Source organism: Streptomyces doebereineriae, from assembly GCF_031845645.1.
GTDB classification, from domain to species: domain Bacteria; phylum Actinomycetota; class Actinomycetes; order Streptomycetales; family Streptomycetaceae; genus Streptomyces; species Streptomyces canus.
Genome location: NZ_JAVREZ010000006.1, coordinates 375,124 through 400,934 on the forward strand (window position 1 = coordinate 375,124; position 25,811 = coordinate 400,934).

At 71.5% G+C, this 25,811-nt stretch carries 21 protein-coding genes and 1 pseudogene; 15 read left to right on the forward strand and 7 right to left on the reverse strand.

Annotated elements, in window-relative coordinates:
• The first annotated feature begins 28 nt into the window (after nucleotides 1–28).
• Nucleotides 29–985, forward strand: a complete 957-nt coding sequence (locus RNB18_RS20305) for an aminoglycoside phosphotransferase family protein (RefSeq protein WP_311715491.1) — start codon at nucleotides 29–31, stop codon at nucleotides 983–985.
• Between the two features lie 95 nt (nucleotides 986–1,080).
• The gene (locus tag RNB18_RS20310) at nucleotides 1,081–1,605 is read left to right on the forward strand and encodes a hypothetical protein (protein ID WP_311715492.1); all 525 of its coding nucleotides are present in this window, start codon (nucleotides 1,081–1,083) and stop codon (nucleotides 1,603–1,605) included.
• Between the two features lie 29 nt (nucleotides 1,606–1,634).
• Here the strand turns inward: RNB18_RS20310 and treZ are convergent, their stop codons facing one another.
• Entirely contained in the window at nucleotides 1,635–3,380 is a 1,746-nt protein-coding gene (treZ, locus tag RNB18_RS20315; protein WP_311715493.1) for a malto-oligosyltrehalose trehalohydrolase, read from the reverse strand.
• Nucleotides 3,381–3,552: 172 nt separating this feature from the next.
• Here treZ and RNB18_RS20320 point away from each other — a divergent pair, with 172 nt between their 5' ends.
• The 3 genes from RNB18_RS20320 (at nucleotide 3,553) to RNB18_RS20330 (ending at nucleotide 6,029) form a co-directional block, all read left to right on the forward strand.
• Nucleotides 3,553–4,104 (forward strand): DUF1707 and FHA domain-containing protein, encoded by a 552-nt coding sequence (locus RNB18_RS20320; protein WP_069763642.1) that lies wholly within the window; start codon nucleotides 3,553–3,555, stop codon nucleotides 4,102–4,104.
• 138 nt (nucleotides 4,105–4,242) lie between these two features.
• Complete coding sequence (locus RNB18_RS20325) at nucleotides 4,243–5,607, forward strand: M14 family zinc carboxypeptidase (protein WP_311715494.1); 1,365 nt, start codon at nucleotides 4,243–4,245, stop codon at nucleotides 5,605–5,607.
• Entirely contained in the window at nucleotides 5,604–6,029 is a 426-nt protein-coding gene (locus tag RNB18_RS20330; RefSeq protein ID WP_311715495.1) for an SSI family serine proteinase inhibitor, read from the forward strand. Before RNB18_RS20325 ends, RNB18_RS20330 begins: the two co-directional genes overlap by 4 nt.
• Nucleotides 6,030–6,078: 49 nt before the next feature.
• Here RNB18_RS20330 and RNB18_RS20335 read toward each other — a convergent pair whose 3' ends face one another.
• The 3 genes from RNB18_RS20335 to glgX all read right to left on the reverse strand — a co-directional run bounded on the left by RNB18_RS20335 (nucleotide 6,079) and on the right by glgX (nucleotide 12,334).
• Complete coding sequence (locus RNB18_RS20335) at nucleotides 6,079–7,329, reverse strand: M14 family zinc carboxypeptidase (protein ID WP_311715496.1); 1,251 nt, start codon at nucleotides 7,327–7,329, stop codon at nucleotides 6,079–6,081.
• Nucleotides 7,330–7,537: 208 nt separating this feature from the next.
• Nucleotides 7,538–9,892 (reverse strand): malto-oligosyltrehalose synthase, encoded by a 2,355-nt coding sequence (gene treY / locus RNB18_RS20340; protein ID WP_311715497.1) that lies wholly within the window; start codon nucleotides 9,890–9,892, stop codon nucleotides 7,538–7,540.
• A 315-nt stretch (nucleotides 9,893–10,207) separates the two neighbouring features.
• A complete protein-coding gene (glgX, locus tag RNB18_RS20345) occupies nucleotides 10,208–12,334 on the reverse strand; it encodes a glycogen debranching protein GlgX (RefSeq protein ID WP_311715498.1) in 2,127 nt (708 codons plus the stop codon).
• Between the two features lie 196 nt (nucleotides 12,335–12,530).
• Between glgX and RNB18_RS20350 the strand changes: the two genes are divergently transcribed.
• From RNB18_RS20350 to RNB18_RS20365, 4 genes are all read left to right on the forward strand, one after another.
• Complete coding sequence (locus tag RNB18_RS20350; protein WP_311715499.1) at nucleotides 12,531–13,349, forward strand: Tat pathway signal sequence domain protein; 819 nt, start codon at nucleotides 12,531–12,533, stop codon at nucleotides 13,347–13,349.
• A gap of 57 nt (nucleotides 13,350–13,406) precedes the next feature.
• On the forward strand, nucleotides 13,407–14,726 hold the full coding sequence (locus tag RNB18_RS20355; RefSeq protein WP_311715500.1) for a copper amine oxidase: 1,320 nt from the start codon (nucleotides 13,407–13,409) through the stop codon (nucleotides 14,724–14,726).
• Between the two features lie 102 nt (nucleotides 14,727–14,828).
• Entirely contained in the window at nucleotides 14,829–16,073 is a 1,245-nt protein-coding gene (locus RNB18_RS20360; RefSeq protein ID WP_311715633.1) for an SAV2148 family HEPN domain-containing protein, read from the forward strand.
• 138 nt (nucleotides 16,074–16,211) lie between these two features.
• A complete protein-coding gene (locus RNB18_RS20365) occupies nucleotides 16,212–16,934 on the forward strand; it encodes a 3'-5' exonuclease (RefSeq protein WP_311715501.1) in 723 nt (240 codons plus the stop codon).
• A gap of 7 nt (nucleotides 16,935–16,941) precedes the next feature.
• Here the strand turns inward: RNB18_RS20365 and RNB18_RS20370 are convergent, their stop codons facing one another.
• Together RNB18_RS20370 and RNB18_RS20375 are read right to left on the reverse strand one after the other, a co-directional pair.
• Complete coding sequence (locus tag RNB18_RS20370; protein ID WP_311715503.1) at nucleotides 16,942–17,448, reverse strand: YbaK/EbsC family protein; 507 nt, start codon at nucleotides 17,446–17,448, stop codon at nucleotides 16,942–16,944.
• Nucleotides 17,409–18,374 (reverse strand): DMT family transporter, encoded by a 966-nt coding sequence (locus RNB18_RS20375; RefSeq protein WP_311715504.1) that lies wholly within the window; start codon nucleotides 18,372–18,374, stop codon nucleotides 17,409–17,411. Before RNB18_RS20375 ends, RNB18_RS20370 begins: the two co-directional genes overlap by 40 nt.
• An 80-nt stretch (nucleotides 18,375–18,454) precedes the next feature.
• Here RNB18_RS20375 and RNB18_RS20380 point away from each other — a divergent pair, with 80 nt between their 5' ends.
• Nucleotides 18,455–19,360: a LysR family transcriptional regulator gene (locus tag RNB18_RS20380; RefSeq protein ID WP_311715505.1), complete on the forward strand. Its 906-nt coding sequence runs from the start codon at nucleotides 18,455–18,457 to the stop codon at nucleotides 19,358–19,360.
• A 57-nt stretch (nucleotides 19,361–19,417) separates the two neighbouring features.
• On the opposite strand, the gene RNB18_RS20385 is transcribed toward RNB18_RS20380, so the two are convergent.
• The gene (locus RNB18_RS20385; protein WP_311715506.1) at nucleotides 19,418–20,269 is read right to left on the reverse strand and encodes a phosphotransferase enzyme family protein; all 852 of its coding nucleotides are present in this window, start codon (nucleotides 20,267–20,269) and stop codon (nucleotides 19,418–19,420) included.
• Nucleotides 20,270–20,482: 213 nt separating this feature from the next.
• Between RNB18_RS20385 and RNB18_RS20390 the strand changes: the two genes are divergently transcribed.
• From RNB18_RS20390 to mgt, 5 genes and pseudogenes are all read left to right on the forward strand, one after another.
• Nucleotides 20,483–21,427: a carbohydrate ABC transporter permease gene (locus RNB18_RS20390; RefSeq protein ID WP_311715507.1), complete on the forward strand. Its 945-nt coding sequence runs from the start codon at nucleotides 20,483–20,485 to the stop codon at nucleotides 21,425–21,427.
• A complete protein-coding gene (locus RNB18_RS20395) occupies nucleotides 21,424–22,257 on the forward strand; it encodes a carbohydrate ABC transporter permease (RefSeq protein ID WP_311715508.1) in 834 nt (277 codons plus the stop codon). The genes RNB18_RS20390 and RNB18_RS20395 overlap by 4 nt, the downstream gene beginning before the upstream one ends.
• Nucleotides 22,257–23,531: an ABC transporter substrate-binding protein gene (locus tag RNB18_RS20400; RefSeq protein WP_311715509.1), complete on the forward strand. Its 1,275-nt coding sequence runs from the start codon at nucleotides 22,257–22,259 to the stop codon at nucleotides 23,529–23,531. Before RNB18_RS20395 ends, RNB18_RS20400 begins: the two co-directional genes overlap by 1 nt.
• Nucleotides 23,532–23,784: 253 nt before the next feature.
• Nucleotides 23,785–24,558: an ErmE/ErmH/ErmO/ErmR family 23S rRNA (adenine(2058)-N(6))-methyltransferase gene (gene erm / locus RNB18_RS20405; protein WP_311715510.1), complete on the forward strand. Its 774-nt coding sequence runs from the start codon at nucleotides 23,785–23,787 to the stop codon at nucleotides 24,556–24,558.
• A pseudogene (mgt, locus tag RNB18_RS20410) lies at nucleotides 24,555–25,800 on the forward strand (macrolide-inactivating glycosyltransferase). Before erm ends, mgt begins: the two are co-directional and overlap by 4 nt.
• Nucleotides 25,801–25,811 lie beyond the last annotated feature (11 nt).

The following is a 25,811-nucleotide window of genomic DNA, read 5'->3' on the forward strand; positions in this document are numbered from 1 at the left end:
TCCACCCCCGAGCGACTACGGCGCGACCATGACCCAGGCACCGACACCCACCGCGGACACGGTCCGCCGACTGGTCCGTTCCCTGCTCAAGGACAGCACGCCCGGCGCGGGCGAGGCCGCCGGGCCCGAGGTCCGGCCCGTCGCCGAGGGTGGCGGGCACTCCACCTGGTGGGTCGGCACCCGCCATGTGCTGCGCCTCGCGGGCGACCGCGCGGCCTCCAGCCGCAGACGCCGTGAACCACGGCTGCGCGACCTGGTCCGCCCGCACGTCCCGGTCGCGGTGCCGACCAGCGTGGCGCAGGGCGAGTGGGCGCCCGGGCTGGCCTACACGCTCGACACCAAGGTGCCCGGCGGTTCGGCCGAGGAGCACGACGTCTCCGCCGTCGGCGAGGCCGACCTCGCCGGGCTGCTCACCGGGCTGCGCGAGGTGCCGGTACGGCAGGCCGAGGCGCTCGGCGTCCCACGTGTCGCCCCACGCTCCCTGGAGCGACTGCGCCGGGAGGCCGGCCGGGCCGCCGAACGCCTGCGCGCGGCCGACGAGTTCGATCCGGCCCGGCTCCAGCAACTCACCTCGCCGGCCGCGGTCCAGCTCGCCGCGCAGCCCGGCGGCGCGGTCCTCGTGCACCACGCCCTGACCGGCGAACACCTCGTGATCAGCGCCGACGGCCGGGTGCGCGGCGTCCTCGACTGGACCGCCACGGTGGTCGGCGACCCCGCCGAGGACATCGCGGGCCTCGCCCTCGCCGTCGGCTCGCCCGCCGCCGTGCGCGCCGCCACCCTCGCCGGCTACGGCGCCCGGCCCTGCCTGCGCGGCCTCTGGCTCGCCCGCTGCGACACCGTGATCCGCCTCGCCGCGGGGTTGGAGGGCCGCGATGCCGTCCCCCTGCCGCTCCTGCGCACCCGGCTGCTGCGCGCCTGGGAGGCGATCCTGCTGGAACGCGTCACGGAACTGCGGGACGAGGAGCCGGACGACGCGGAGTTGTAGGTGCGGAGTTGTAGGCGTCTCCACCTGGTCTTTTCCACCCTGCTTCCACCCCTGGGTCGAGGCGCGCGACCGTGCCGGAGCCGGACAGTCGAAGCATGACGATCTCCGACTGGCTCATCGACGTGGCCCTTCTCCTCGTGGTCTTCCGGCAGCTGCGCGAGGAAAGGCTGACGCTCCGCACCGTGCTGCTGCCGCTCGCACTGATCACCTGGGCGGGGACGGCCTACCTGCACGACATCCCCACCGCGGGCAACGACCTCGTGCTGGTCGGCGCGTTCGCCGGGACCGGCGTCGCCCTGGGACTGGCAGGAGGCTCGATCACCCGGGTCCGGTACACGGACGGACACATACGGGTCAAGGCGACCTTGGGCGCGGCGGCCCTGTGGGTGGTCAGCATGGGCTTTCGCCTCGGCTTCGCGGTCTGGTCCTCCCACCCCTCCGGAGGGGCGTCCGTCGCCCGCTTCTCCGCCGATCACGCCATCACCGGTCAGCAGGCGTGGGTGGCTGCCCTGGTCCTCATGGCCCTCGGGGAGGTCCTCTTCCGCCTCGGCGTGATCGTCGTCCGCGGCCTGCGCACACGCGCCCATCACCAATCGGCTCCCGTGTCCGCCCTCGCGTGAACCGGGGCGGCGAAGGGGGCTTCGTGAGGTCAGGCCTGAAGCAGCACCACGCACGACTCCCCGGGCACATGCAGCACCCCGTCCGCGCCCGGCGCCTCCACAGGCTCCCAGGCCGCGAGGACGGCGGCCTCTCGAGGGCCGAGGGGGATCGCCGCCGGCGACTTCGCGAGGTTCACGGCCACCCGGACGTCCCCGCGGCGGAAGGCGAGCCAGCGCTGGTCCGCGTCGTAAGCGACTTTGGTGTCGGCGAGGTCGGGGTCGGTGAGATCCGGCTGTTCGTGCCGCAGCGCGAGCAGCCGGCGGTACCAGGCGAGTACGCGCGCGTGAGGGTCGCGTTCGAGCTCGGACCAGTCGAGGCAGGAGCGGTCCCGGGTCGCCGGGTCCTGCGGGTCGGGCACGTCCTCCTCGGCCCAGCCGTGCTCCGCGAACTCCCGCCGCCTGCCCCGCCGTACGGCCTCGGCGAGCTCGGGGTCGGTGTGGTCGGTGAAGAACTGCCAGGGCGTGCCCGCCGCCCACTCCTCACCCATGAACAGCATGGGTGTGAAGGGCGCGGTCAGGGTGAGTGCCGCCGCACAGGCCACCAGGCCGGGGGAGAGCGAGGCCGCCAGCCGGTCGCCGACGGCGCGGTTGCCGACCTGGTCGTGGGTCTGGGAGTAACCGAGCAGCCGGTGCGCCGCCGCGCGCGTACGGTCCAGTGGGCGCCCATGGCTGCGGCCACGGAAGCTGGAATAGGTGCCGTCGTGGAAGTAGCCGCCGGTGAGAGTCTTGGCGAGCGCCGCCAGGGGCGCGCGGGCGAAGTCGGCGTAGTAGCCCTGGGACTCACCGGTCAGCGCGGTGTGCAGGGCGTGGTGGAAGTCGTCGTTCCACTGCGCGTGCAGCCCGAGACCGCCCTCCGCTCGGGCCGTGATGAGCCGCGGGTCGTTCAGGTCCGACTCGGCGACCAGGAACAGCGGCCGCCCCAGCTCGGCGGCGAGGCTGTCGACAGCTGTCGACAGCTCCTCCAGGAAGTGGCACGCGCGCGTGTCGGCGAGCGCGTGCACGGCGTCCAGGCGCAGCCCGTCGATCCGGTAGTCCCGCAGCCAGGAGAGCGCGCTGCCCAGCAGAAACGCGCGCACCTCGTCGGATCCGGGCGCGTCCAGATTGACCGCGGAACCCCAGGGCGTGTGGTGCGTGTCCGTGAAGTACGGTCCGAAGACGGGCAGATAGTTGCCCGACGGGCCCAGATGGTTGTGCACCACGTCCAGGACGACTCCCAGGCCCAGCTCATGCGCCCGGTCGACGAAACGCTTCAGGGCCTCGGGACCGCCGTAGGGCTCGTGCACGGCCCACAGCGAGACACCCTCGTAGCCCCAGCCGTGCCGCCCTGGGAAGGGGCACAGCGGCATCAACTCGACGTGCGTGACGCCGAGTTCGACGAGGTGGTCGAGTCGGGCGGCGGCCGCGTCCAGGGTGCCCTCGGGTGTGTAGGTGCCCACGTGCAGCTCGTAGAGGACCGCGCCCGGCAGCGGACGGCCCGCCCACCGCGTACGCCATGCGTACCGTTCGTGCTCGACGACCGCGCTGAGCCCGTCCGGGCCGTCCGGCTGACGGCGCGAGCGCGGATCGGGACGGACGGGGCCGTCGTCCAGCGCGAAGCCGTAGCGGGTGCCGTCCCCGGCCTCCGCCTCGCCCCGCCACCATCCCGGGCGTTCCGGATCGCGCTCCATCGCGCGTGTGGCGCCCTCGCAATGGAGCGTCACACGGCCGGCCTGCGGTGCCCACACCTCGAACTGCATGGACGGTCCCCTTCGTCTGCTCACCGTGATGTAGCCCGTCCATGGTGCGTCAAACGTGATCAATCCGCCTTTGAATCCTCTCCTTTGCGGCAGGTGTCGTCAGGTACGCGCCTGTGGCGGGCGTTGTCTCGTTTTCTGGACACCCGGGGTTCACTGCCCGACAATCACCAACGTGACGTCGTCCTTCGAGTTCAACACGTACCCCGCGCGGCTCTCCGACGCGGAGCGCGACAAGGTGCTGAAGGTGCTCCGTGACGGCGTCGCCATGGGCCGTCTGTCGCACGACACGTTCGTGCGCCGCATGGAGCTGGCCCTCATCGCGCGCCGGTCCGACGAACTCGCCGCGCTCACCGCGGACCTGCCCCAGGAGAGCCGTGTCTCCCGACTGGTGTTCGGCACCGTCGAGGCCGTCTCCGGCTTCACCGTACGGCTGCGCAGGGCGTGGCAGGCCGAGCGCCTGCCCAAGCTGCTGCTGCCGCACCCCGGCAGCGGCCACGCGCTGCGCATCGGCCGCGATCCGGCGAACGGCCTGCGGCTGACCCACGAGACGGTCTCCCGGGTCCATGCCGAACTCAGCCGGCAGGGCGGCATGTGGGTCCTGCGGGATCTCGGTTCCACCAACGGCACCACGGTCAACGGCCGACGGGTCATCGGTGCCGCCGTCGTCCGTGAGGGCGATCAGGTGGGGTTCGGCCGGATGGCCTTCCGGCTCGCGGTCAACTGAGCACAACCTCACCTCTGGCCTGGGATTTACGTGCCGTCGCGGCCCAAAACCCCAACCGTCGCGCGGTGTTGACGTACCCCTGAAGTCGTGACTGACTGTGCGTACACCATGCACACCAGGTGAACCGACGGCACCACATTGTGGAGGTGTGCCCTGCCGCCCCTCCTCCGCTACCCGACCGTCGACGAGCTCGGCGCACGGGCCGCAGCGCTCGTCGCCCGCCACCCCGCAGACGCCCGACTGCGCCGCGCCGGCACCTCCCGCGCGGGCAACTCCCTGTGGCTGCTCTCCGTCGGCCACGGCAGCCGCCAGGCCCTCGTCGTCGCCGGTCCGCACGCCAACGAGCCCGTGGGCGGCGGGACCGTCCTCAGGCTGGCCGAGCAGGCGCTGGCCGACCCCCGGCTCACCGTCGAGGCCGACGTCACCTGGAACCTCCTGCTCTGCCTCGACCCCGACGGCCTGCGCCGCAACGAGGGCTGGCTGCGCGGGCCGTACTCCCTCGACCGCTACTTCCGGAACTTCTTCCGGCCCGGCTTCGGCGAACAGCCGGAATGGCTGCCCGACGGCGCGGAGGCCGCCGCGCTTCCGGAGACCCGCACCCTCCTCGCCCTCCAGGACGAACTGCGGCCCTTCCTCCAGTGCTCCCTGCACGGCGTCGACGTCGGCGGTGGCTTCGTCGAACTCACCCGCGACCTGCCCGGCCTCGCCCGGCGCGTCGCCCACACGGCGGCCCGGCTGCGCATCCCCCGTGAGCTCGGCCCGTACGACACCCTGTACTGGCCGTGCCTCGGCCCCGCCGTCTACCGGATCCCGCCGCCCCGCCGCGGCGACCTCGCCGCCGCCATCACCGAGGCCGCCGTCGAGTCGACCTGGTACCACCCGCACCGGCACGGCACCGTGACCGCCGTCGTCGAGGCGCCCATGTGGGGCGTGGCCGCCGTCGAGGACGGCAGCACACCCGCCGACGCGGCCGCCGTGCTGCGCACCGTCAGCCACACGCTGCGCCGCGACACGCGGCTCCTGGAGGACGTCCTGGCGCGGATCCGCCCGCAGGTGTCGGACGCCCCGGACGCGGCCCGGCTGCTCGCCCCGATCGAGGACTATTTACTGGTCGGCCCCGGACTCGCCGACGCCTGGGACCCCGACGTCACCGACGGCGGCCGCCCGCTGCCCCCGCTCAGCACCGGCCACCTGGCCGCGCTGCGCATCGCCGGACGGCGCCTGGCCCTGCGCACGGCCGGGCTCCTGCACCAGCTCGTGACCCGCGCGGGCGCCGACCCGGCGGGCGCACTGCCGGAGCTGGACCGGCTCATCGACATCTGGTGCGCCGACTACCGCGACGGCTGTGGGGCGCGCTGGATCCCGGTCCCGCGCCAGATCGAGTACCAGTCGCGGGTGGTGCTCGCCGCCTTCGAACTCGCCGCGCGGCACGCACCCGCATGCTCCCGTTCGGGTGAGCCGGGGTGGGGTTCCGAGGCCGCCGTGCCGATGCATCGGGAATGACGTACATCAACACAGCGACGGCGGTACGGCGAGCGGCACGCGCGGGTCTGACGGTGGCGGCCGTCCTGCTCCTCGCCGCCGCGGCGCCCGCACCGACAGGGCCCTCCACGGGAGACCACCTCTTCCTCATGGTGACCAAGGGCGACGGCCGCTCCGGCGACACCCGCGGCACCCTCCTGCTGTGCGACCCGCCCCAGGGCCACGGCCGGGCCGCCGAGGCCTGCGCCCAACTCGCGGCCGTCGGCGGCGACATCGGTTCACTTCCGGCGGCCGTGGGCGTCTACTGCACGATGCTCTACGCGCCGGTCACCGCCCAGGCCAGCGGGGAGTGGAACGGCCGACCTGTCGAGTACCGGCAGACCTTCTCGAACGGATGTGTGATGGCGGCGCGGACCGGGGCGGTCTTCGCACTGGAGAGCTGAGGCGTGACGCGTGCCGCGGTGACGCACACGCGCGTGGAGCGACGTCGGCTCAGTCCGCCCGTGCACGCGCGTGCAGCGCCACCGCCACGACCGTGCGGGCCTGGTGCTCCACCTGGTGCTCCAAGGGCACCCAGCGGGCCCGGAAACGGTCCGCGAAGGCGTCGCTCCAGGCCTTGACGAGCTGTTCGAGACGCGGTGCCGCGCGGTCGTCGGCCTCCCGCAGGACCCGCAGCAGCATGGCCGCCGCCCGCAGCGGCAGTCGGCGGGAGAACGCGTCCACACTGCCGATGTACGCCCTCGTGTCGTCGGCGGGCCGGGTGCGGATCCAGTCCGCGGCCAGTCCCGGAACCAGCCCCAGGCTCCAGGTGGCGGCCCGCAGCAGCGGGCCGTCGGCGCCCTCCAGACGCGGCAGCGCATCCGCCAGCACCCGGTCCACCGCCCGCGACTGGCGCAGCAGCCGGCCCGCCAGCCGCCCCATCGCCGCTGCCGGCGCCGGATGCGGCGCCGGATCGTCCACCAGGTCGCTCGCCCACATCGGCACCTCCACCACTGCGGTCAGACCGCCGTAGCGGTGCGCGTGATACCAGGTGCTGCGCCGCGCGTCGTCCGGCATGCTCGGGTACGCCGCCCCCGCGCCCGGCGCCGGCATCACATGCACCCCGGGCCCGGACGCCGGCCAGCCCGCCGCGTCCGAGGCACCGGTCTCCACCGGGATGCGCAATTCCGCCGCGGACTTCGAGAACGGGTCGGCGAGGCCCGGCACGTCCTTCGTCAACTGCACCCAGCTGCCGCCCAGATCGGTGCCGTGCAGGGTCACCTGGAGGTAGGGGCGCAGTTCGTCGATCAGCCCGGTCAGGGCGCGGGTCTCGGGCGGCAGCCGATCGGGCGGCAGCATCGCGGGCGCCCACTCCGGCTGCTCCTCTCCGGCGGGCCGGAAGAAGCCGAGGTGGTAGTCGAAGAGGCTGCGCGGAGCCGGGGTGACATGGAGACTCGCCCCGTCCGGATCGGCGCACAGCAGGAAGTGCCAGGACGTGCCCGATCTCAACTCCCGCTCGGCCAGTACCCGTGCGGCCACCGCCAGGGCCGCCGGGCCGCCGGTCGGTTCGTTGGAGTGGGCGCCCGCGACCACCAGGACGGCCCGCCGGGCATGGCCGATCGACAAGACATGCAGGGGCCTGCCCGCTCGCGAGACACCCACCTGCCTCAGCCGGCAGACGTCTGGGCGCTGTGCGACCAACGCCCTCGCGGACAAAACCAGTTCGGTCACCGTGGGGTAGCGCAGCTCCGGCAGGAGACTCACCCCCGACACGTCCGACCGGCCTCGCATTTCGCAGTACCCCACGGTCTGGTTGAGCTGTCAAGCGCGCCATGGGGGAGCCTCCAGGGGGCGCCCGGATGTATTTGCCGGCAGCCGGTGGAGCCGTACGTGCCGACGGGGTTGCCCGCGCCCCCTCGGCCCGCAGCAGCGGAAGACCTGGCCGCGCCGGCCGCCCTCACCCCGACCTGGGTCAATCCGTGGCGACCCGCTCCAGCAGCGCCACCGGCGAGTCGCCCAAGAGCTCCTCCACGCGCGCGTCCCCGGAGAACTCCCGCTCCGGTACCAGCACATCGCGCCACACGCCCGGCGGCAGCGGCAGCACCGTCTCCCGCCAGCCGCCCGCCTCCGCCAGCCGCAGCGACAGCCGGGTCACCGCGGTGACCACCTCCCCGGAGCGCACGAACGCCGCACAGTGCGCCGCCGAGGGCCCCTCCGCGACCAGCGGCGCGTACGTCGCCGCGTCACCGAAGACGTCCGGCCGGCGTCGGCGCAGCCGCAGCGCCGCAGCCGTGAGCGCGCCCTTGTCGCCGGAGTCCTCCGGCGGGAACCGCACGGGCCGCCGGTTGTCCGGGTCCACCAGCGCCAGGTACGTGCCCTCCGTGCCCTGGTACACGTCGGGCACCCCGGGCATCGTCAGCTGCACCAGGGCCGTGCCCAGCACGTTCGCCCGGATGTGCGGCTCCAGCCGGCTCCGCAGCCCGGCCACCTGCTCGCCCTGCGGCCCGCACGGCCCGGCCGTGACGAACGCCGTCACCGCCTCCTCGTACGCCGGCTCCTGCTCCGTCCAGCTGGTGTACAGACCCGCCTCGCGCACATGCTTCAACAGTGCCTCCCGGACCCGTTCCGGAGCCGCTGGGCCGAGCCCGAACACCGTCTGCCAGGCCGCCCACGCCAGCTGCGCGTCCGGCACGCCGTCGCCGGTGCGGGTCACCTCGGCCAGCGTGTCCGCCCACCGCTCGGGGCACTCGGTGAGCACGGCCAGGGCCGCACGCACGTCGGCACTGCGCTTGGTGTCGTGTGTCGACACCACGGTCCCCGTCAGTGGCCAGTCGCGCTGCACGCGCGTGCAGTAGGCGTGGAACTCCTCGGGCGAGACCGCCGGGCTTCCGGGATTCCCGCCCACCTCGGTCGCCGACAGCAGCGGCACGTACCGGTAGAACGCCGTGTCCTCCACGGACTTGGCCCGCAGCGCCGACGCCGTCTGCGCGAACCGTGTCCGGAACTCCACATGGTCCGGCCCGTCACCGGCCCGCCCCAGCACCAGATCACGTACGACATCGACGGCGCCCGCCTCCTCGGGGATCACGAAGGCCAGCCGGGCCTCGGCCGCGGCCTCCTCGGTGACGACGGCGGCGGCGTCCGAGGAGCCGTAGGGCCGGTAGACCTCCATGCGCACCAGGAGTTCCTGGAGCGCGGTGCGCAGCGCCCAGGGCGCGCGGTCGCGCAGCGCAGGCTCCGGGGACGCGGCACACACGCGTGTCGCCACCCGGGTCAGCCGGTCGGTCTCGGCGGCCAGCTCGTGTGTGATCACCTTGTACGCCGCCCGCCGTGCCGTCGCGGCCCAGTCGCCGCCGCGGTCGGTCTGCGGGGCCGCGAACCGCCGGTACTGGCCGAGGAGTTCCCCGAACCCCGCCGGGTCCGTGAACAGCCCGTCGATGTGCCGCAGGGCGTCGTAGCCCGTGGTCCCCGCCATCGGCCAGTTGGCCGGCAGCTGCTCCCCGTCCGCCAGGATCTTCTCCACGACCGTCCAGCGCCCGCCGGTCGCCTCGTGCAGCCGCTGGAGGTACGTGTCGGGGTCGGCGAGGCCGTCGGGGTGGTCGACCCGCAGCCCGTCGACCACTCCCTCGTGCAGCAGCTGGAGGATCTTGGCGTGGGTGGCCTCGAAGACCTCCGGATCCTCGACGCGCACCCCGATCAGCTCCGAGATGCTGAAGAAACGCCGGTAGTTGAGCTCCGTACGGGCCAGCCGCCACCAGACCGGCCGGTACCACTGCGCGTCCAGGAGCTGGGGCAGCGGGAGCTCCTCGGTGCCCTCGCGGAGCGGGAACACGTGGTCGTAGTAGCGCAGCATCCCGCCGTCCACCGTGAGGTTGCCGAGCTCCGCGCCTACCGGGTGTCCCAGCACCGGCAGCAGTAGCTGACCGTCCTGTGCCTCCCAGTCGATGTCGAACCATCGCGCGTACGACGACTTCGGGCCCTCCCGCAGCACCTCCCACAGGGCGCGGTTGTGGCGCGGGGCCATCGCCATGTGGTTCGGCACGATGTCCATCACCAGACCGAGCCCGTGTTCCCGCGCGGTGCGCGACAGCGCCCGCAGCCCGTCCTCGCCGCCCAGTTCCTCGCGCACGTGCGCGTGGTCCACGACGTCATAGCCGTGCGCGGAACCGGGGACAGACTCCAGGACGGGGGACAGGTGCAGGTGCGAGACGCCGAGCGAGGCCAGGTACGGCACGGCCGCCGCCGCGGCCGTGAACGGGAACTCGGGCTGCAGCTGCAGCCGGTACGTGGCGGTCGGCACCGACGGGTCGGGTCGCTCAGATGTCATGCAGACCTACGTACCCGCCCTGCCGCCTTTCGTGTCATCGCGTGGTCCATGTGTGCGGGACGCGGACGTCGGAACGGGACCGTCCCGTCGTGACGCCGAGGGCTCGACGGGGCCGTGCCGTCCTGATGACAACGGCGCGACGGTACCGTCCCGTTCCGGCGCCGACGCAACGACGATACCGTCCCGTTCCGACGTTCGGCGGCACGACGGTACGGTCCCGTCCCCACGCCGACGGCGCATCCGGCCTCGTACCCCGGACGCGCCGAAAACGCTCCCCACACGCGCGTACCCGGTGACGGGCACACGAACACCCTGCTAGACGGGCCGTTGCAGCACCGTCATGCTGCGGTCCACCAGCGTCAGCCGATCCCCGGCCTGTACCTTCACCCCCGTGCCCGGCGGCACCCCGTCCGGGCGGGCGGTGTCGACCACGACCTGCCACTGCCGGCCGTGGTTGACCGGCACCACGAAGTCCAGCGTCTTGGGCGAGGCGTTGAACATCAGCAGGAACGAGTCGTCGGTGATCCGCTCCCCGCGGGGGCCGGGCTCGGAGATCGCGTTGCCGTTGAGGAAGGCCGTCAGTGCCGAGGCCTGCGCGCGGTCCCAGTCCCGTTGGGTCATCTCCTTGCCCTCGGGTGTGAACCAGGCGATGTCCGACAACTCGTCGTGGGTGCCCTCCACGGGCCGCCCGTGGAAGAAGCGGCGACGGCGGAAGACCGGGTGGTCCTTGCGCAGCCACACCATCGCGCGCGTGAAGGCCAGCAGTTCGGCGCCGAGCCCCGTTTCGCCGGAGGATTCGGGCCATTCGACCCAGGCCAGCTCGCTGTCCTGGCAGTAGGCGTTGTTGTTGCCGCGCTGCGTGCGCGCGACCTCGTCGCCGTGGCTGATCATCGGCACGCCCTGGGACAGCATCAGCGTGGCGATGAAGTTGCGCATCTGCCGGGCACGCAGCTCCCGCACCGCGGGGTCGTTCGTCTCGCCCTCCGCCCCGCAGTTCCAGGACCTGTTGTGGCTCTCGCCGTCGCGGTTGTCCTCCCCGTTGGCATCGTTGTGCTTGTCGTTGTACGAGACGAGGTCGTGCAGGGTGAACCCGTCGTGGCAGGTCACGAAGTTGATCGAGGCCAGCGGACGCCTTCCGTCGTCCTGGTACAGGTCGGAGGAACCGGTCAGCCGGGACGCGAACTCCGCGAGCGCGCGCGGCTCGCCCCGCCACAGGTCCCGTACGGTGTCGCGGTACTTGCCGTTCCACTCGGTCCACAGCGGCGGGAAGTTGCCCACCTGGTAGCCGCCCTCGCCGACGTCCCACGGTTCGGCGATCAGCTTCACCTGGGAGACCACCGGGTCCTGCTGCACCAGGTCGAAGAACGACGACAGCCGGTCCACCTCGTGGAACTGCCGGGCCAGGGTCGCCGCGAGGTCGAAGCGGAAGCCGTCGACATGCATCTCGGTGACCCAGTACCGCAGCGAGTCCATGATCAGCTGGAGTACGTGCGGGGACCGCATGAGCAGCGAGTTCCCGGTGCCCGTGGTGTCCATGTAGTACCGCTGGTCGTCGGTCAGGCGGTAGTACTGCGGGTTGTCGAGGCCCTTGAAGGACAGCGTCGGGCCCAGATGGTTGCCCTCGGCGGTGTGGTTGTAGACGACGTCCAGGATGACCTCGATCCCGGCTTCGTGCAGCGCCCTGACCGCCGACTTGAACTCCAGGACCTGCTGGCCGCGGTCGCCCCAGGAGGCGTACGCGTTGTGCGGGGCGAAGAAACCGATGGTGTTGTAGCCCCAGTAATTGTTCAGGCCCATGTCGACCAGGCGGTGGTCGTTCACGAACTGGTGGACGGGCATCAGCTCCAGGGTGGTGACACCGAGCTCCACCAGGTGCTCGATGATCGCGGGGTGCGCGAGGGCGGCGTAGGTGCCGCGCAGCTCCTCCGGCAGCCCCGGGTGGCTCATGGTGAGGCCCTTGACGTGCGCCTCGTAGATCACCGTCTCGTGGTAGCCGATCCGGGGCCGCCGGTCGTCGCCCCAGTCGAAGTACGGGTTGACCACGACCGACGTCATGGTGTGCGGCGCCGAGTCGAGATCGTTGCGCTTGTCGGGCGAGTCGAAGTGATAGCCGTACACCTCCTCGCCCCAGCGGATGGAGCCGCTGATCGCGCGCGCGTACGGGTCGAGCAGCAGCTTCGACGAGTTGCAGCGCAGGCCGCGCTCGGGAGCGTACGGGCCGTGCGCGCGGAAGCCGTAGCGCTGTCCGGGCATCACGCCCGGCAGGTACGCATGCCGGACGAACGCGTCGCTCTCGCGCAGTTCCACCGCCGTTTCCGAGCCGTCGTCGTGCAACAGACACAGCTCTACTCGGTCCGCGGCTTCGGTGAAGACCGCGAAGTTGGTGCCGGCGCCGTCGTACGTGGCACCGAGTGGATACGCCTCTCCAGGCCAGACCTGCATGGAACGACTCTTTCAGGTGTCCCGCGCCGCGTGTGGCGCCTTGGCCTCGAGTGTCCACGAAAGTGATGGAACCACCTATGACTTACGTCCCTCTTACCGATCGACCAGTGCCACAGGGCGATCACAGGATCGGCCTGGGCCGAACCATTGGGGCATACACGTACTCCCGGAGCTGCCCGGGGAGTAGGGGGAAGATGTGCGCAAGATAGTGCACCGCCACCTCGGGAAGGTGGTGGCAGGTGCGGCCATCGCGGTTGCCGGGACCGCCGTGATGATCGGGATCACCCTGCCCGGCACGGCGGGGGCGGACGACACGGGAGGCGGCAAGGCGGCCGCAGGACAGTCCGCGGCGCAGGCGGGACAGGGCGCGGACGGGGCCGTCGCGCCCGGGGTCGTCGAGCAGGCGCCGGCCGCCGAGGGCGAGAAGGGCAAGGGCCGCGACCCGCTCACCGACGACGAGATCCAGCGCGTCGAGCAGATCGCCGTGAACCCGCAGCTGCGCAATGCCAGTGAGGACGTCGAGGGCGACCGCGGCCCGGAACGGCTCACGGTCGACCTCGCCGACCCCAAGGTCGGCGAACTGGACGACCCGAACGCGCCCCGCCGCGCGGACGTGACGTTCTACGACTACCGGGACGACACCCTCGTCACCAGGACCGTCGACCTCGAGAGCGGCAAGGTCGTCGCGACCGGCACCCAGCACGGCGTTCAGCCGCCGCTGAGCAGCGCCGAGTACGCCGAGGCCGCGAGCCTTCTGATCGCCGACGCGCTGGGCGCGGACCTGAAGGCCGACTACAAGGACGCCACCGACAAGGAACTCACCGACCCCAACCAGCTGCTGCTCACCGGCGCGGTGTACCGGGCGGTTCCCGGCGGTCAGCCCGCCGCGCTCGACAAGTGCGGCGAGCACCGCTGTGTGCGGCTGTTCCCGAAGGTGAAGAACGGCCCCTGGATCGACGCCAGGGCCTTCGTGATCGACCTGAGCGCCCGCAAGGTCGCCAAGCTCGAGAGCTGACCGCCTCCCTCCGTCCACTTTTCCAACCCGCTACTTCCGCAGGGGAGTCATTTCTTCATGCGTGTCAACAGAATCAGCCGTGCCCGCAGGCACGCGGCCCTCGGTGTGTCCGTGGCCGCGCTGGCCGCCGGTGTCACGACCGGTGCGGGACCGGCCGCCGCCCAGCCGAAGGCCGCCCCGGCGGCCGCCGCCGAGTGCAGCGCCGCCTACAAGATCGAGCAGAAGCTCTCGAGCGGCACGACCTGGCGGATGTGCTGGCGCTACGACAGCAAGGCCGGGCTCGCCCTGGAGAACATCTCCTACCAGCCCAAGGGCGAGGCCTCGCCGATCAAGGTCCTCAACAGTGCCCGGCTCGGCCAGATCCACGTCCCCTACGACGACGGCAGCGTCGAGTACGACGACCTGACGGGCTTCGGCTTCGCGCAGGGCCTGATGAACCTGGACCCGGGCGAGTGTCCCGGCGGCACCATCAAGAGCGTCAAGGTCCCGGACTCCTGGGACCCGGACCACCCGAACGTCAACGGCCTGTGCACCACCACCCGCTCCCGCGGCCACGCCTACCGCATGCAGGGCAACAGCGCGAACAAGGTCTACCAGGCCCAGGGCAAGGACCTGCTCGTCTACTCGGTCAACCAGGTCGGCTGGTACGAGTACATGACCGAGTGGCGCTTCCAGGACGACGGCACCGTCACCATGAACCTCGGCGCGACCGGCAGCCTCTCCTACGAGGACTACGACGCCGGGGACGGCCGTGGCTGGCCGATCGGCAAGGGCCCCCGTGCCCAGGCCACCAGCCACAGCCACAACGCCTTCTGGCGCCTCGACTTCGCCCTCGACGGCTCCTCCAAGAACCGGGTCGAGCAGTACGACTCGACGGTCACCGCGGCCGCCCAGGGCCAGCAGGCCGCGACCGTCAAGACCACCCGCACCCCGGTCACCAAGGAACTCGCGGGCGACGCCAAGAGCTACCGCTGGTGGCGCATGGTCAGCGCGGTCGGCAAGAACAAGGACTGGCACCCGCGGTCGTACGAGATCGTCCCCGGTCCGAGCACGAAGTACCCGGGCCGCAGCTTCACCAAGCACGACATCTACGTCACCGAGTACAACCAGTGCGAGCAGTTCGCCAGCAACAACACCGGCAACTGCGGCACCGGAGCGGGCAAGTCCGTCGACAAGTGGGTCAACGGTCAGACCCTCACTCACCCCGTCGTCTGGATGAACGTGGGCTTCCACCACATCGCCCGGGACGAGGACCAGCAGCCCATGCCGGTCCACTGGCAGGGGTTCTCCATCGCCCCCAGGGACGTCACGGCTATGAATCCGCTCACTCCGGCCGAGCTCGCCGGGCAGAACGGCCACTGGGAGTTCGGTAGTTGAGAATGACCCTGTCCATCCGGCTGCACTGCCGACCGCTCCCGGAGTACCCTTCCTTGATCGTTGGCAAGGGGAGTGCTCGGGGGAGCGGAAGGCGGTGCGCGGGTGGGCTCGGGAGGGCTGGAGTTGCCCCCTGGTGACGAGGGTCACGAGGGGCACTCCACAGACGCCCCGCCCGGCACGGTGTCCCTGGCACGGCCGATGGACGCGGGAGCGACCATCGGGCCGGAGCTGGACTGGGACGCCGACGCCTGGCGCGAGGTACGCACGCGCGCACAGCGGGCCGGCCGGGCCTACATCTGGCTGAACCTCGTCGAACAGCGGCTGCGGGCCGTGGTGGCCGCTGTTCTGCGCCCCATCTACGAACCCGTCCACGGCCACGACGACTGGGTCGTCGCCGCCGCCGGGCCCGCCGGACAGGAGTGGGTGCAGCGCGCGGTCGCCGTCCGCGAAGTCAGCCGCCGCAAGGGCTACTTGCTCGACCCGGCCGACGACAACGTCCTCAGCTTCCTCACCCTGCCGCAGCTGCGCGAGCTGATGGTGCAGCACTGGCCCTGCTTCGAGCCCTACTTCGACGACCGACGCGATGTCGAACTGGCTCTGGACGAGCTGGAGGTGACGCGCAACGTCGTCTCCCGCAACCGGGCCCTGTCCGAGGCGGTCCTCGGCCAGGCCGAGCGCGCCTCCGCCAAGCTGCTGGAGATACTCGGCGCCGGCGGCGACGTGCCGTCCGCCCGCCGACTGCCCGTCGACGCGGTCGAGGACCTGGTCGGCGACCGGTACGCCGACGTGGTCGCCGTGCACACCGACCGGGTGCGGCTGCTGCGGCAGTTCCCCGCCGAGGACATCTTCGGCGGCGCCCGCCGCCTGGATGCCGTCGGCATCGGCCTCAACCTCCTCGTGCAGAACTTCTCCGGCCGCCGTCTGGTCCGTCTGGCCGAGGCCGGCTGCCGGGTGCGGCTGCTGTTCCTGAACCCGGCCTCCAGCGCCGTCAAGCGGCGCGAGCGGGAACTCGGCATGAAGCGCGGTGAGTTGAGCCGCGCGGTCGAGATGAACATCCTGCACATGCGCCGGGTGCGGTCGAGGTTGCGCGACCCGGGCGCCTTCGAGATCCAGGTCTACGACGACACCCCGCGCTTCACGGCCTACCTCGTGGACGGCGACGGCTCGGACGGCATCGCGGTCGTGCAGTCCTATCTGCGCCGGGCCAGAGGCATGGAGGCACCGGTCCTCGTGCTGCGCAACGGCCAACGGGTGGTCAAGCCGGGCGATGTGGACGACAGCGGCCTCTTCCCCACCTACCGCGAGGAGTTCGAGACGAACTGGGCGGATTCGCGGCCGGTGTCCTGAAGTGTTCCCGTGTTCTGAAGTGTCCCGGCCTCCCGAAGTGTCCGGATCGGCAAGCGGAATGCGGCCCTCTGATTGTCAGTGGCGCATGGGAAGGTGGAGACCACTGGGGGAAAGCACCACCAAGAAGGGGGACGGCCCATGGGCTGGCACCGAGAGCTGCTGATCGGCTTCGACCTGGAAACCACCGGCACCGATCCGCGCGAGGCGCGCATCGTCACGGGAGCCGTGATCGAGGTCAGGGACGGGCAGCCCATAGGGCGCCGGGAGTGGCTTGCGGACCCGGGCGTACAGATCCCGGCGGACGCCGTCGCGGTGCACGGCATCAGCAACGAACGGGCGGCCGCCGAGGGCCGTCCCGCCGACCAGGTCGCCGACGCCATCGCGGACGTCCTCGCGACCTACTGGAAGACGGGCGTCCCTGTCGTCGCGTACAACGCCGCCTTCGACCTGAGCCTGCTCTCCGCCGAACTGCGCCGGTACGGCCTGCCGTCCCTGCGCGAGCGCCTGGGCGGCCTCGACCCCGTCCCGGTCATCGACCCGTACACCATCGACCGCTCGGTGGACCGCTACCGGCGCGGCAAGCGCAACCTCGAAGCGGTCTGCACGGAGTACGGCGTCGCACTCGACGCCGCCCACGACGCCTCCGCCGACGCCCTCGCCGCGGCCCGGCTCGCCTGTGCGATAGCCGCGCGTCACCCCAAGGTCGCCGCCCTCGGCCCGGCGGAGCTGCACCGCCGCCAGATCGAGTGGTACGCGGAATGGGCGGCGGACTTCCAGAGCTTCCTGCGCCGCAAGGGCGACGCGACAGCGGTGATCGACGGCACCTGGCCGCTGCGCGAGCCTGCCGACGAGACGGTGTGAGAGAGCGTCACTCCGGCGCGGGACCCGCGATGGGCTCCACCCGTGGCTTCGCCAACCGCTGGTAGTCGGCCCCCGACAGACACAGCGAACGGTCGAGCCGGGCGGCGTTGAAGTACAGCCGGGGCTGGGCCACGACGTCCGGATCGGCGACGACCTCCAGTTCGGGATCGAAGCTGAACGGCAGCACCGTGCCGGGGATCGCGCGGGCCAGCCGCTCGGCGGTCTCCGCATCGCTGAACCCGACATAGCGCGCGGCGTACAGCGCCCGGATCGCGTCCAGGTCCACGCGCCGGTCCCCGGGGACGACCGCCAGGACGTTCCGGGTGGTGCGGCGGTCCACCTTGACCCGCAGCACGATGCACTTCGCGGCCTCGGAGGCGGGGTGTCCACGCAGCGCGCACACGGCGTCGGTGGTGCCCTCGGGCGCGTGGTCGATCAGCCGGTAGTCGACGGAGGAGGTGTCGAGCAGGGAGATCAGACGGTCGTAGGTGTCGTAGACGTCGTCGCCGGGCATCGGGTGTCCTCTTCGATGGGCTGAACTGTGGTGCGGGGCGTAGCCGTTGCGCGGTGGGCGCGTTCCACGGACTGCCCCCAGTAAGTGCCGGTGATCATCATGACCGCTCCGAGCCCGGTCAGTACGGTGAAGTGCTCACCGCCCAGGGCAACACCCACCGCGGCGGCCCAGATCGGTTCGGTGCCGAGCAGCAGGCTGGCCCGGCTGGCCGAGGTGCGCTGCACCGCCCAGGTCTGGGCGAGGAAGGCGAACACACTGCAGAACAGGGCGAGATAGAGCAGCTGTGCCCAGGTGGCCGGGCCGGCGTGGGCCAGGGTCGGAAGCTCGCGTGCGGCCGGGACGAGGAACAGGGCCGTGCCGACGAGGGTCTGCACGGTCGTGAGGTGCAGCGGCCGTATCGCCCGCCCCGCGGTGAGCCGGCCGACCAGCGCCATATGACCGGCCCGTACGACCGCGGCGGCGAGCATCAGCAGGTCCCCGAGGCGGGGTGCGTGGAAGCCGTTGCCCGCCATCAGGAGCCCGACGGCCAGGACGGACACACCGGCGGCGGCGTAGAAGGCGGGCGGCAGGCCGCCCCGGTGACCGGTGCGGTCGAGGAGGGGGGTGAGGACGATGGTCAGGCTGATGATGAGGCCGGCGTTGGCGGCGCTGGTGTGGGCGACGCCGTAGGTCTCGACGACGAGGACGGCGGCCTGGGTGAGGCCGAGGGGCACCCCCGCCCGCAGCTCCTCGCGGGTCCACCGGCGCGGCCCCCGCCCGGGGACGGCGACGACTCCCAGGCAGGCGAGCGCGGACAGGGCGTAGCGGGCGAAGAGCACCAGCAGGACGGGGAGAGCGGACGTCGCTGTCTGGGCGGAGAGATAACTCGAACCCCAGACGATCGCGACCAGCAGGAGTACCGCGTCGGTACGGCGGGCGTCGGACATGTCCCTACGGTCCACCAGGAACCCGATGAAGCCCAGATCCACTTTCTAAAACGATCTTTTAGTACTCCTACACTGTCGTGATGGACGAACGACAGCTGCGGATCCTGCGGGAGCTCGGCGAACTGGGCAGCGTCACCGCGGTCGCCGAGGCGATGCTGGTGACCCCGTCGGCGATCTCACAGCAACTGCGGCTGCTGCAGCGTTCGGCCAGGGTCCCGCTGACCGAGCGCGACGGCAGGCGGCTGGTGCTCACGGACGCCGGGCAGGCCCTGGCGGGCGCGGCCATCGACGTGGAGACGGCGCTGGCACGCGCGCGGCACACGGTCGAGGAGTTCGTGGACCGGCCCGAGGGCGAGGTCTCGGTGGCCGCCTTCCACAGTGCCGGCGCGGCCTTCTTCCCCCTGCTGCTGCGCGCACTCGCCCACCCCGGCGCCCCCGTGCCGAGGCTGGCCGACAAGGACGTGCCGCAGGAGGACTTCCCCCGCCTCACCCGGGAGTACGACATCGTCCTGGCCCACCGCCTCGACCATGCCCCGCCCTGGCCGCGCACGGTCGCGGTGACCACGCTGCTGCACGAACCTCTGGACGTGGCGATGCCCGCCGACCACCCCCTGGCGACCAAACGCCGGGTGACCCCGCATGACGTGGCCGGCGAGCCATGGATCACCGTGCACGACGGCTTCCCAGTCATGGCGACGGTCGAGGCGATCGCAGCGGCGGCGGGCCGACGCGTCCACCTGGCCCACCGCATCAACGAGTTCGCGGTGGCCGCGGAGGTGGTGGCCGCGGGCGGCGGCCTGGCACTGATGCCCCGCTGGACGACGCGCCGTCACCCGGCCCTGGCGTTGAGACCCCTGAGCGGCGTCCAGGCACGACGCCACATCGACGCCCTGTACCGCCCGGAGAGGACGGCAAGAAGGGCGGTGCACACGGTTGTGACGGAGCTCAGGAGGGCGGCACAAACAATCCGACGACCAGGGGACTGACCCAGGGGCGCGGGGAACTGCGCGACCAGCCACCTACCACCCGCACTCGCCCACCGGTCAGAACGAATACCACCGCACCGTCTCGTCACCGTCCCGCAGCGAAGCCACCCTGCGCTCGAACTCGGCCAGCGCTTGGGGATTGGTCGGCGCATGCTGCGAGACCCACGCACAACTGCCCGTCTCCCGGGCCCCGCGCAACACCGAACACCCCTCCCACTCCCGGACATCCCACCCGTACGCGGAGGTGAACGCGGCGTAGGCCTCCGCAGGCACCCCGTACCGGTCCCGCGACAGAGCCATCACCACCAGATCATGCTCACGTAGATCCGAGGAGAAGGTCTCCAGATCGACGAGAACCGGACCGTCGGGCCCCACGTGCACATTGCGGGGCAGCGCGTCCCCATGAATCGGCCCCGGCTCCAGATGAGGCGTCACCGCGGCCGCGGCCGCCGCGAAACCGTCCCGCCGCTCCCGGAGGTACGCCGCGTCGGCGGGGTCGATCGCGTCCCCCGCAAGCCTCAGCCACCGCTCCACACCACCCAGCAGCTCACGCGGCGGCAAGTCGAAGGACGGCTTCGGCAGCGCGTGCACGACCCGTAGCAGTTCGGCCAAATCCCGCGGCTCGGCGGGCCGTACGGCGTCGGGAAGCCGGTGCCACAGGGTCACCGGGTGCCCCTCCACCAACCGCGCCTTCGGCTCGGCCGCCCTCACGGCGGGCACCCCCGCCTCCGCGAGCCACACGGCGATGTCCAGTTCACGGCGTGCCCGGTCGAGGAGCTCGGCGTCGCGGCCCACCTTGACGACCAGGTCACCGGCGGCGAACACGGCGTTCTCGCCCAGGGCGAGCAGCCGGGCCCCGGGCAGCACTCCCGCCGCGGCCAGTACGTCCCGCGCCCGTGTCTCGTCCATCGTCCGGCCCTCCCGGTCCTGACATGTCACGCATGCCTGTGTATTGCCACCGCGAACGGCGTCGAGTTCACGCCATCGCCCGGCCAGTCTCGCATTCCCACAGGTGGGCCCGTGTGCGCGCTGCCTTGACGGCGCATACCCCCTTCACGACCATGACGGAGGCCCAGGCCAGGAGGGCCGGATCGTCACGAACCGTGCGAAGGAGCCGATGACGTGACCTTGGTGACCGCGACGGAGCGGTCGGCGCAGGGCGCACCGCGCGCCGAGGGGGACCGCCGGCCTCCCGACCGCGGGGCCTGGTTCCTGGTGCTGCCCGCGCTGATCCCGATCCTGGTGCTGAGCGTGGGACCCCTGCTGTACGGGATCCTGCTGGCCTTCACCGACGCCCAGTCGGGCCGGACCCGGGCCACCCAGTGGATCGGCGGCCTCAACTTCCAGGATCTGCTGCACGACACCCTGTTCTGGGAGTCGTTCCGGATCGGCCTGGTGTGGGCGGTCGGGGTGACCGTGCCGCAGTTCCTGCTGGCGCTCGGCCTCGCCCTTCTGCTCGACCAGGACCTCAGACTGCGCTGGCTCGCCCGCGCCCTCGCGATCATCCCCTGGGCCATGCCCGAGGTGGTCGTCGGAGTCATGTGGCGGCTGGTCTACAACCCGGACGCCGGGGTCCTCAACGAGACCCTCCGCAACCTCGGTCTCGGCGACGGCCGCGACTGGCTCAGCGGCCTGTCCACCGCTCTGCCCGCCGTGATCGTCGTGGGCGTCTGGGCCGGGATGCCCCAGACGACGGTCACCCTGCTCGCCGGCCTCCAGAACACCCCGCGCGAACTCCACGAGGCGGCCGCGATGGACGGCGCGGGCGCCTGGCGCCGATTCCGTACCGTCACCTGGCCTGCCCTCAGACCGGTGGCCCTCGCGATCACCGCCCTCAACTTCATCTGGAACTTCAACTCGTTCGCCCTGGTGTACGTACTGACCAGCGGCGGGCCCGGCGGCCGCACCCGGCTCCCCATGCTCTTCGCCTACGAAGAGGCCTTCCGCTACGGCCAGTTCGGCTACGCGGCCGCGATGGGCCTCGTGATGGTCGCTGTGATCTCCCTCCTCCTCGCCCTCTTCCTGGTGGGCCGGCTCAAGGCCCGAACGGGAGGTGACCAGGCATGAGGACCAGTGCCACCGGCCGCGTCGGCCAGTACGCCGCCCTCCTCGCCTATCTCGTCTTCCTCGCCTTTCCCTTCCTCTGGCTGGTCTCCACCGCCTTCAAGTCCCCGCGAGAACTGGGCAGTCTGCACCCCACCTGGATCCCGCGGGACCCCACCCTCGACAACTTCCGCCAGGCCTTCGACGAACAGCCCCTGCTGCGCGCCGCCGTAAACTCCCTGCTCGCCGCGTCCGCCGCCGCCGTGATCGCCGTACTGATCGCGACCCCGCTGGCGTACGTCATGGCACGCCACCGCACCCGGCTCGCGAAGGCCGCTACGGGCTGGGTGGTGGTCAGCCAGGCCTTCCCGCTCGTGCTGGTGATCATCCCGCTGTTCCTGGTCCTGAAGAACCTCCGGCTGATCAACTCCCTTGCCGGCCTGGTGCTGGTGTACGTCGTGTGGGCGCTGCCGTTCGCGCTGTGGATGCTCGTCGGATACGTCCGTGCCGTGCCGACCGAACTGGAGGAGGCGGCGGCCGTCGACGGCGCCGGGCGGCTGCGGACCCTGGTGTCGGTGACGGCGCCGCTGCTCGCGCCGGGGCTCGTGGCGACGGCACTGTTCGCGTTCATCACCGCGTGGAACGAGTTCTTCTTCGCGCTGGTGCTGCTGAAGACCTCCGACAAACAGACCCTGCCGGTCGTGCTCACCCACTTCATCGGCGCGGAGGGCGTCGCCGACCTCGGCCCACTGGCGGCGGCCGCCTTCCTCGCCACCCTTCCCTCACTGATCATCTTCGCGATCATCCAACGCCGTATCACGGGAGGCATGTTGGCCGGGGCGGTGAAGAGCTGATGCGCGCCCGATGGTTCGTCGGAGTCCTCCTCCTGCTCCTGGCCGGGTGCACCGGCACGAGCACGTCCGAGGACGGCCGTATCACCCTTCGCTTCCAGTCCCTCGCCTGGCAGGAGGAGTCCGTCGAGGCCAACAAGGCACTCGTGAAGGAGTGGAACGCGACGCATCCCGGCGTGAAGGTCGAGTATGTGCAGGGGAGTTGGGACAGCGTCCACGACCAGCTGCTCACCTCCTTCGAGGGCGGCGAGGCGCCGGACATCATCCATGACGCCTCCGACGACCTCGCGGACTTCGCCTACGGCGGCTACCTGGCGGATCTCAAGGACCTGCTGCCCCAGCGGCTGAAGTCGGACATCCCGCAACGGAGTTGGGAGACCACCACCTTCGGCGACGGGGTCTACGGCGTCCCCTTCCTCCAGGAGCCCCGTGTCCTCATAGCCAACGCCGAGTGGCTCAAGGAGTCCGGCGTCCGGATCCCCACCCCCGAACACCCGTGGAGCTGGGCGGAGTTCCGGCGGATCACCGAGGGGCTCAGCGGCGACGGCAAGTACGGCGCGGCCTGGCCGCTGAAGGAACCCGTCTCCGCGACCCTCAACCTGTCACTGTCGGCGGGCGGACGGCTCTTCCACCGGGGCGCCGATGGAAAGGTCACCATCCGCTTCGAGAAGGCCGACGAGACCGTGCCCCGCACGATCCACGACCAGGCGAACACCGACCGCAGCGCCTCGCCCACCACACTCGGCAGCGGCGGCTCCGACACCCTGCCCGGCTTCTTCGGCGGCAAGTACGCGATGGTCCCGCTCGGGTTCTCCTACCGTCAGCAGATCGCGCAGCAGGCGCCTAAGGGCTTCCAGTGGCAGGTCCTGCCCGCCCCCGCCGGCGCCGACGGGCTCACCCAGGGCGTCAGCCCGCAGACCCTGTCCGTCGCCGAGGACAGCCCCCACAAGAAAGAGGCCGCCGAGTTCATCGACTTCCTGCTCCGGCCGAAGAACATGGTCCGGCTGGCGCTGGGGGACTGGATGCTGCCCACGGGGACGCAGGCGCTCGCCGATCCGGCCCTCCACGTCACCAAGGACGGCTGGGCCACCGGCACCGCCCTGGCCGCCCACCTCACCACGGCTCCCGCGCAGTCCGTCCGCGGCTACCCGGAATGGAAGGACAAGGTCGCCACCCCCGCCTTCCAGGAGTACTACAGCGGTGCCATCGGCCTCGGTGAGCTGCGCAAACGCCTGGAGGACGACGGGAACCTGGTGCTGGCGCGCTACCAGCGCTGAGGTAATTCGGTTGTCGGCGTCGAGGGCCCGCGCCTAGCGTGCCCTCCGTGGGAGCCTTCAACGCGATCTACATCTCCGGTCTCGGCCGGGGCTGCACGCACTCCATCCGGATGCGCCGCGGCCCCGGAGCCCTGACCGGCCCGGGGCGCGACACCCTCTGACGCCTGCGCGTCCGCGCTTCTCTTTTCCCCAGTCTTCCGGTCGGGGCCTTCGTCTGCCCGTTTCCCGTCACGGAAGACAAGGACCACTGGCCATGGGCCGTCCCACCCGCGCTTCCCGCGCGCTCTCGCAGAACTTCCTCGCCGACCGCCGTGCCGCCGCACGCCTCGCCGGACTCGCCGTACCCCGACCCACCCCGCTGCTGCTCGAAGTCGGCGCGGGAAAAGGCGCGTTGACCGAGTTGCTCGCCCCGCGCTGCCGCCGTCTGCTCGCCTACGAGATCGACTCGCGGCTCGTTCCCCCACTCCGGGAGCGCTTCTCGGACGCCCCGCACGTGCAGGTGGTCGAGGGGGACTTCCTCGGCGCTCGACCGCCCCGCACGCCGTTCGCCGTCGCCGGCAACGTGCCCTTCTCGCGCACCGCGGACATCGTCGACTGGTGTCTGCGGGCCCCCGCACTCACCGACGCGACACTCCTCACCCAGCTCGAGTACGCCCGTAAGCGCACCGGGGACTACGGCGGTTGGACCCTGCTGACGGTTCTGAGCTGGCCCCGGTACGAATGGCGTCTGGTGGGCCGTGTCGGCCGGTACAGCTTCCGGCCCGTGCCGCGCGTGGACGCGGGGATCCTGCGGATCGAGCGCCGCCGGACGCCGCTGCTCGAACCCAGCGCTCAGTACAGCTGGCGACATCTGGTGGAGCTCGGGTTCTCGGGCGTCGGCGGCTCGTTGCGTGCGTCGCTGTGCCGGGCCCACCCCCGACGCCGGGTCGACGCCGCACTCCGCGTCGCCCGTCTCGACCGGGCCGTACTCGTAGGAGCGGTGTCGCCCGAGCAGTGGCTGCGACTGCACGCGGTGCTGGTGGCATGAGTGATATTCGTTTGCACGAGACGTCTCGTCTCGCCTAGCCTTCCTGACATGACCACTCGCTCGCACATCGCCATGTTCTCCATCGCCGCCCACGGCCACGTGAACCCCAGCCTCGAGGTGATCCGCGAGCTCGTGGCGCGCGGGCATCGGGTCACGTACGCCGTCCCGCCCCTGTTCGCCGAGAAGGTCGCCGAGACCGGTGCCGAGGTGAAGCCCTGGAACTCGACGCTTCCCGGCCCCGACGACGACCCGGCGGCCTGGGGCACCGAGCTGCTCGACCACGTGGAGCTCTTCCTGGCCGACGCGATCCAGGCCCTGCCACAGCAGGTCGAGGCGTACGCCGGAGACCAACCGGATCTCGTCCTGCACGACATCACCGCCTATCCGGCCCGCATCCTCGCCCACCGCTGGGGCGTGCCGGCGATCTCCCTCTCGCCGAACCTCGTCGCCTGGCGGGGCTACGAGGAGGAGGTCGCCGAGCCGATGTGGGCCGAGCCGAAGAAGACCGAGCGCGGGCAGGCCTATTACGCCCGGTTCCAGAGCTGGCTGGAGGAGAACGGGGTCGCCATGCACCCGGACACCTTCGTCGGCCGTCCCGACCGCTCTCTCGTGCTGATCCCGAAGGCCCTGCAGCCGAACGCCGACCGGGTCGACGAGAGCGTGTACACCTTCGTCGGCGCCTGTCAGGGCGACCGCGGCGCCGAGGGGGAGTGGCAGCGGCCGGCCGCGGCGGAGAAGGTGGCGCTGGTCTCGCTCGGCTCCTCGTTCACTCGGCGGCCCGACTTCTACAAGGAATGCGTCCGGGCCTTCGGTGACCTCCCCGGCTGGCACCTCGTCCTCCAGATCGGCAGGCACGTGGCCCCGGCCGAACTCGGCACCCTGCCGGACAACGTCGAAGTACGGTCCTGGGTACCGCAGTTGGCGGTCCTCAAGCAGGCCGACCTGTTCGTCACGCACGCCGGCGCGGGCGGGAGTCAGGAGGGACTGGCGACCGCCACGCCGATGATCGCCGTACCGCAGGCCGTGGACCAGTTCGGCAACGCGGACATGCTGCAAGGCCTCGGAGTCGCCCGCCGGATCGATACCGAAGAGGCGACTGCCGAGGCCCTGAAAGCGGCCGCCCTCGCGCTGGTCGACGATCCCGAAGTCGCCCGGAAGCTGAAGGAGATCCAGGCGGAGATGGCTCAGGAGGGCGGCACCCACAGGGCGGCCGACCTCATCGAGGCGGCACTGCCCGCATGAGTGAGGGCCCG

Bases quoted from the DNA above. Each gene is read 5' to 3' on its own strand.
- RNB18_RS20305 (WP_311715491.1), top strand. From the start codon at position 29: ATGACCCAGGCACCGACACCCACCGCGGACACGGTCCGCCGACTGGTC.
- RNB18_RS20310 (WP_311715492.1), top strand. From the start codon at position 1,081: ATGACGATCTCCGACTGGCTCATCGACGTGGCCCTTCTCCTCGTGGTC.
- treZ (WP_311715493.1), bottom strand. From the start codon at position 3,380: ATGCAGTTCGAGGTGTGGGCACCGCAGGCCGGCCGTGTGACGCTCCAT.
- RNB18_RS20330 (WP_311715495.1), top strand. From the start codon at position 5,604: ATGACGTACATCAACACAGCGACGGCGGTACGGCGAGCGGCACGCGCG.
- treY (WP_311715497.1), bottom strand. From the start codon at position 9,892: ATGACATCTGAGCGACCCGACCCGTCGGTGCCGACCGCCACGTACCGG.
- glgX (WP_311715498.1), bottom strand. From the start codon at position 12,334: ATGCAGGTCTGGCCTGGAGAGGCGTATCCACTCGGTGCCACGTACGAC.
- RNB18_RS20355 (WP_311715500.1), top strand. From the start codon at position 13,407: ATGCGTGTCAACAGAATCAGCCGTGCCCGCAGGCACGCGGCCCTCGGT.
- RNB18_RS20365 (WP_311715501.1), top strand. From the start codon at position 16,212: ATGGGCTGGCACCGAGAGCTGCTGATCGGCTTCGACCTGGAAACCACC.
- RNB18_RS20370 (WP_311715503.1), bottom strand. From the start codon at position 17,448: ATGCCCGGCGACGACGTCTACGACACCTACGACCGTCTGATCTCCCTG.
- RNB18_RS20375 (WP_311715504.1), bottom strand. From the start codon at position 18,374: ATGTCCGACGCCCGCCGTACCGACGCGGTACTCCTGCTGGTCGCGATC.
- RNB18_RS20380 (WP_311715505.1), top strand. From the start codon at position 18,455: ATGGACGAACGACAGCTGCGGATCCTGCGGGAGCTCGGCGAACTGGGC.
- RNB18_RS20385 (WP_311715506.1), bottom strand. From the start codon at position 20,269: ATGGACGAGACACGGGCGCGGGACGTACTGGCCGCGGCGGGAGTGCTG.
- RNB18_RS20395 (WP_311715508.1), top strand. From the start codon at position 21,424: ATGAGGACCAGTGCCACCGGCCGCGTCGGCCAGTACGCCGCCCTCCTC.
- RNB18_RS20400 (WP_311715509.1), top strand. From the start codon at position 22,257: ATGCGCGCCCGATGGTTCGTCGGAGTCCTCCTCCTGCTCCTGGCCGGG.
- erm (WP_311715510.1), top strand. From the start codon at position 23,785: ATGGGCCGTCCCACCCGCGCTTCCCGCGCGCTCTCGCAGAACTTCCTC.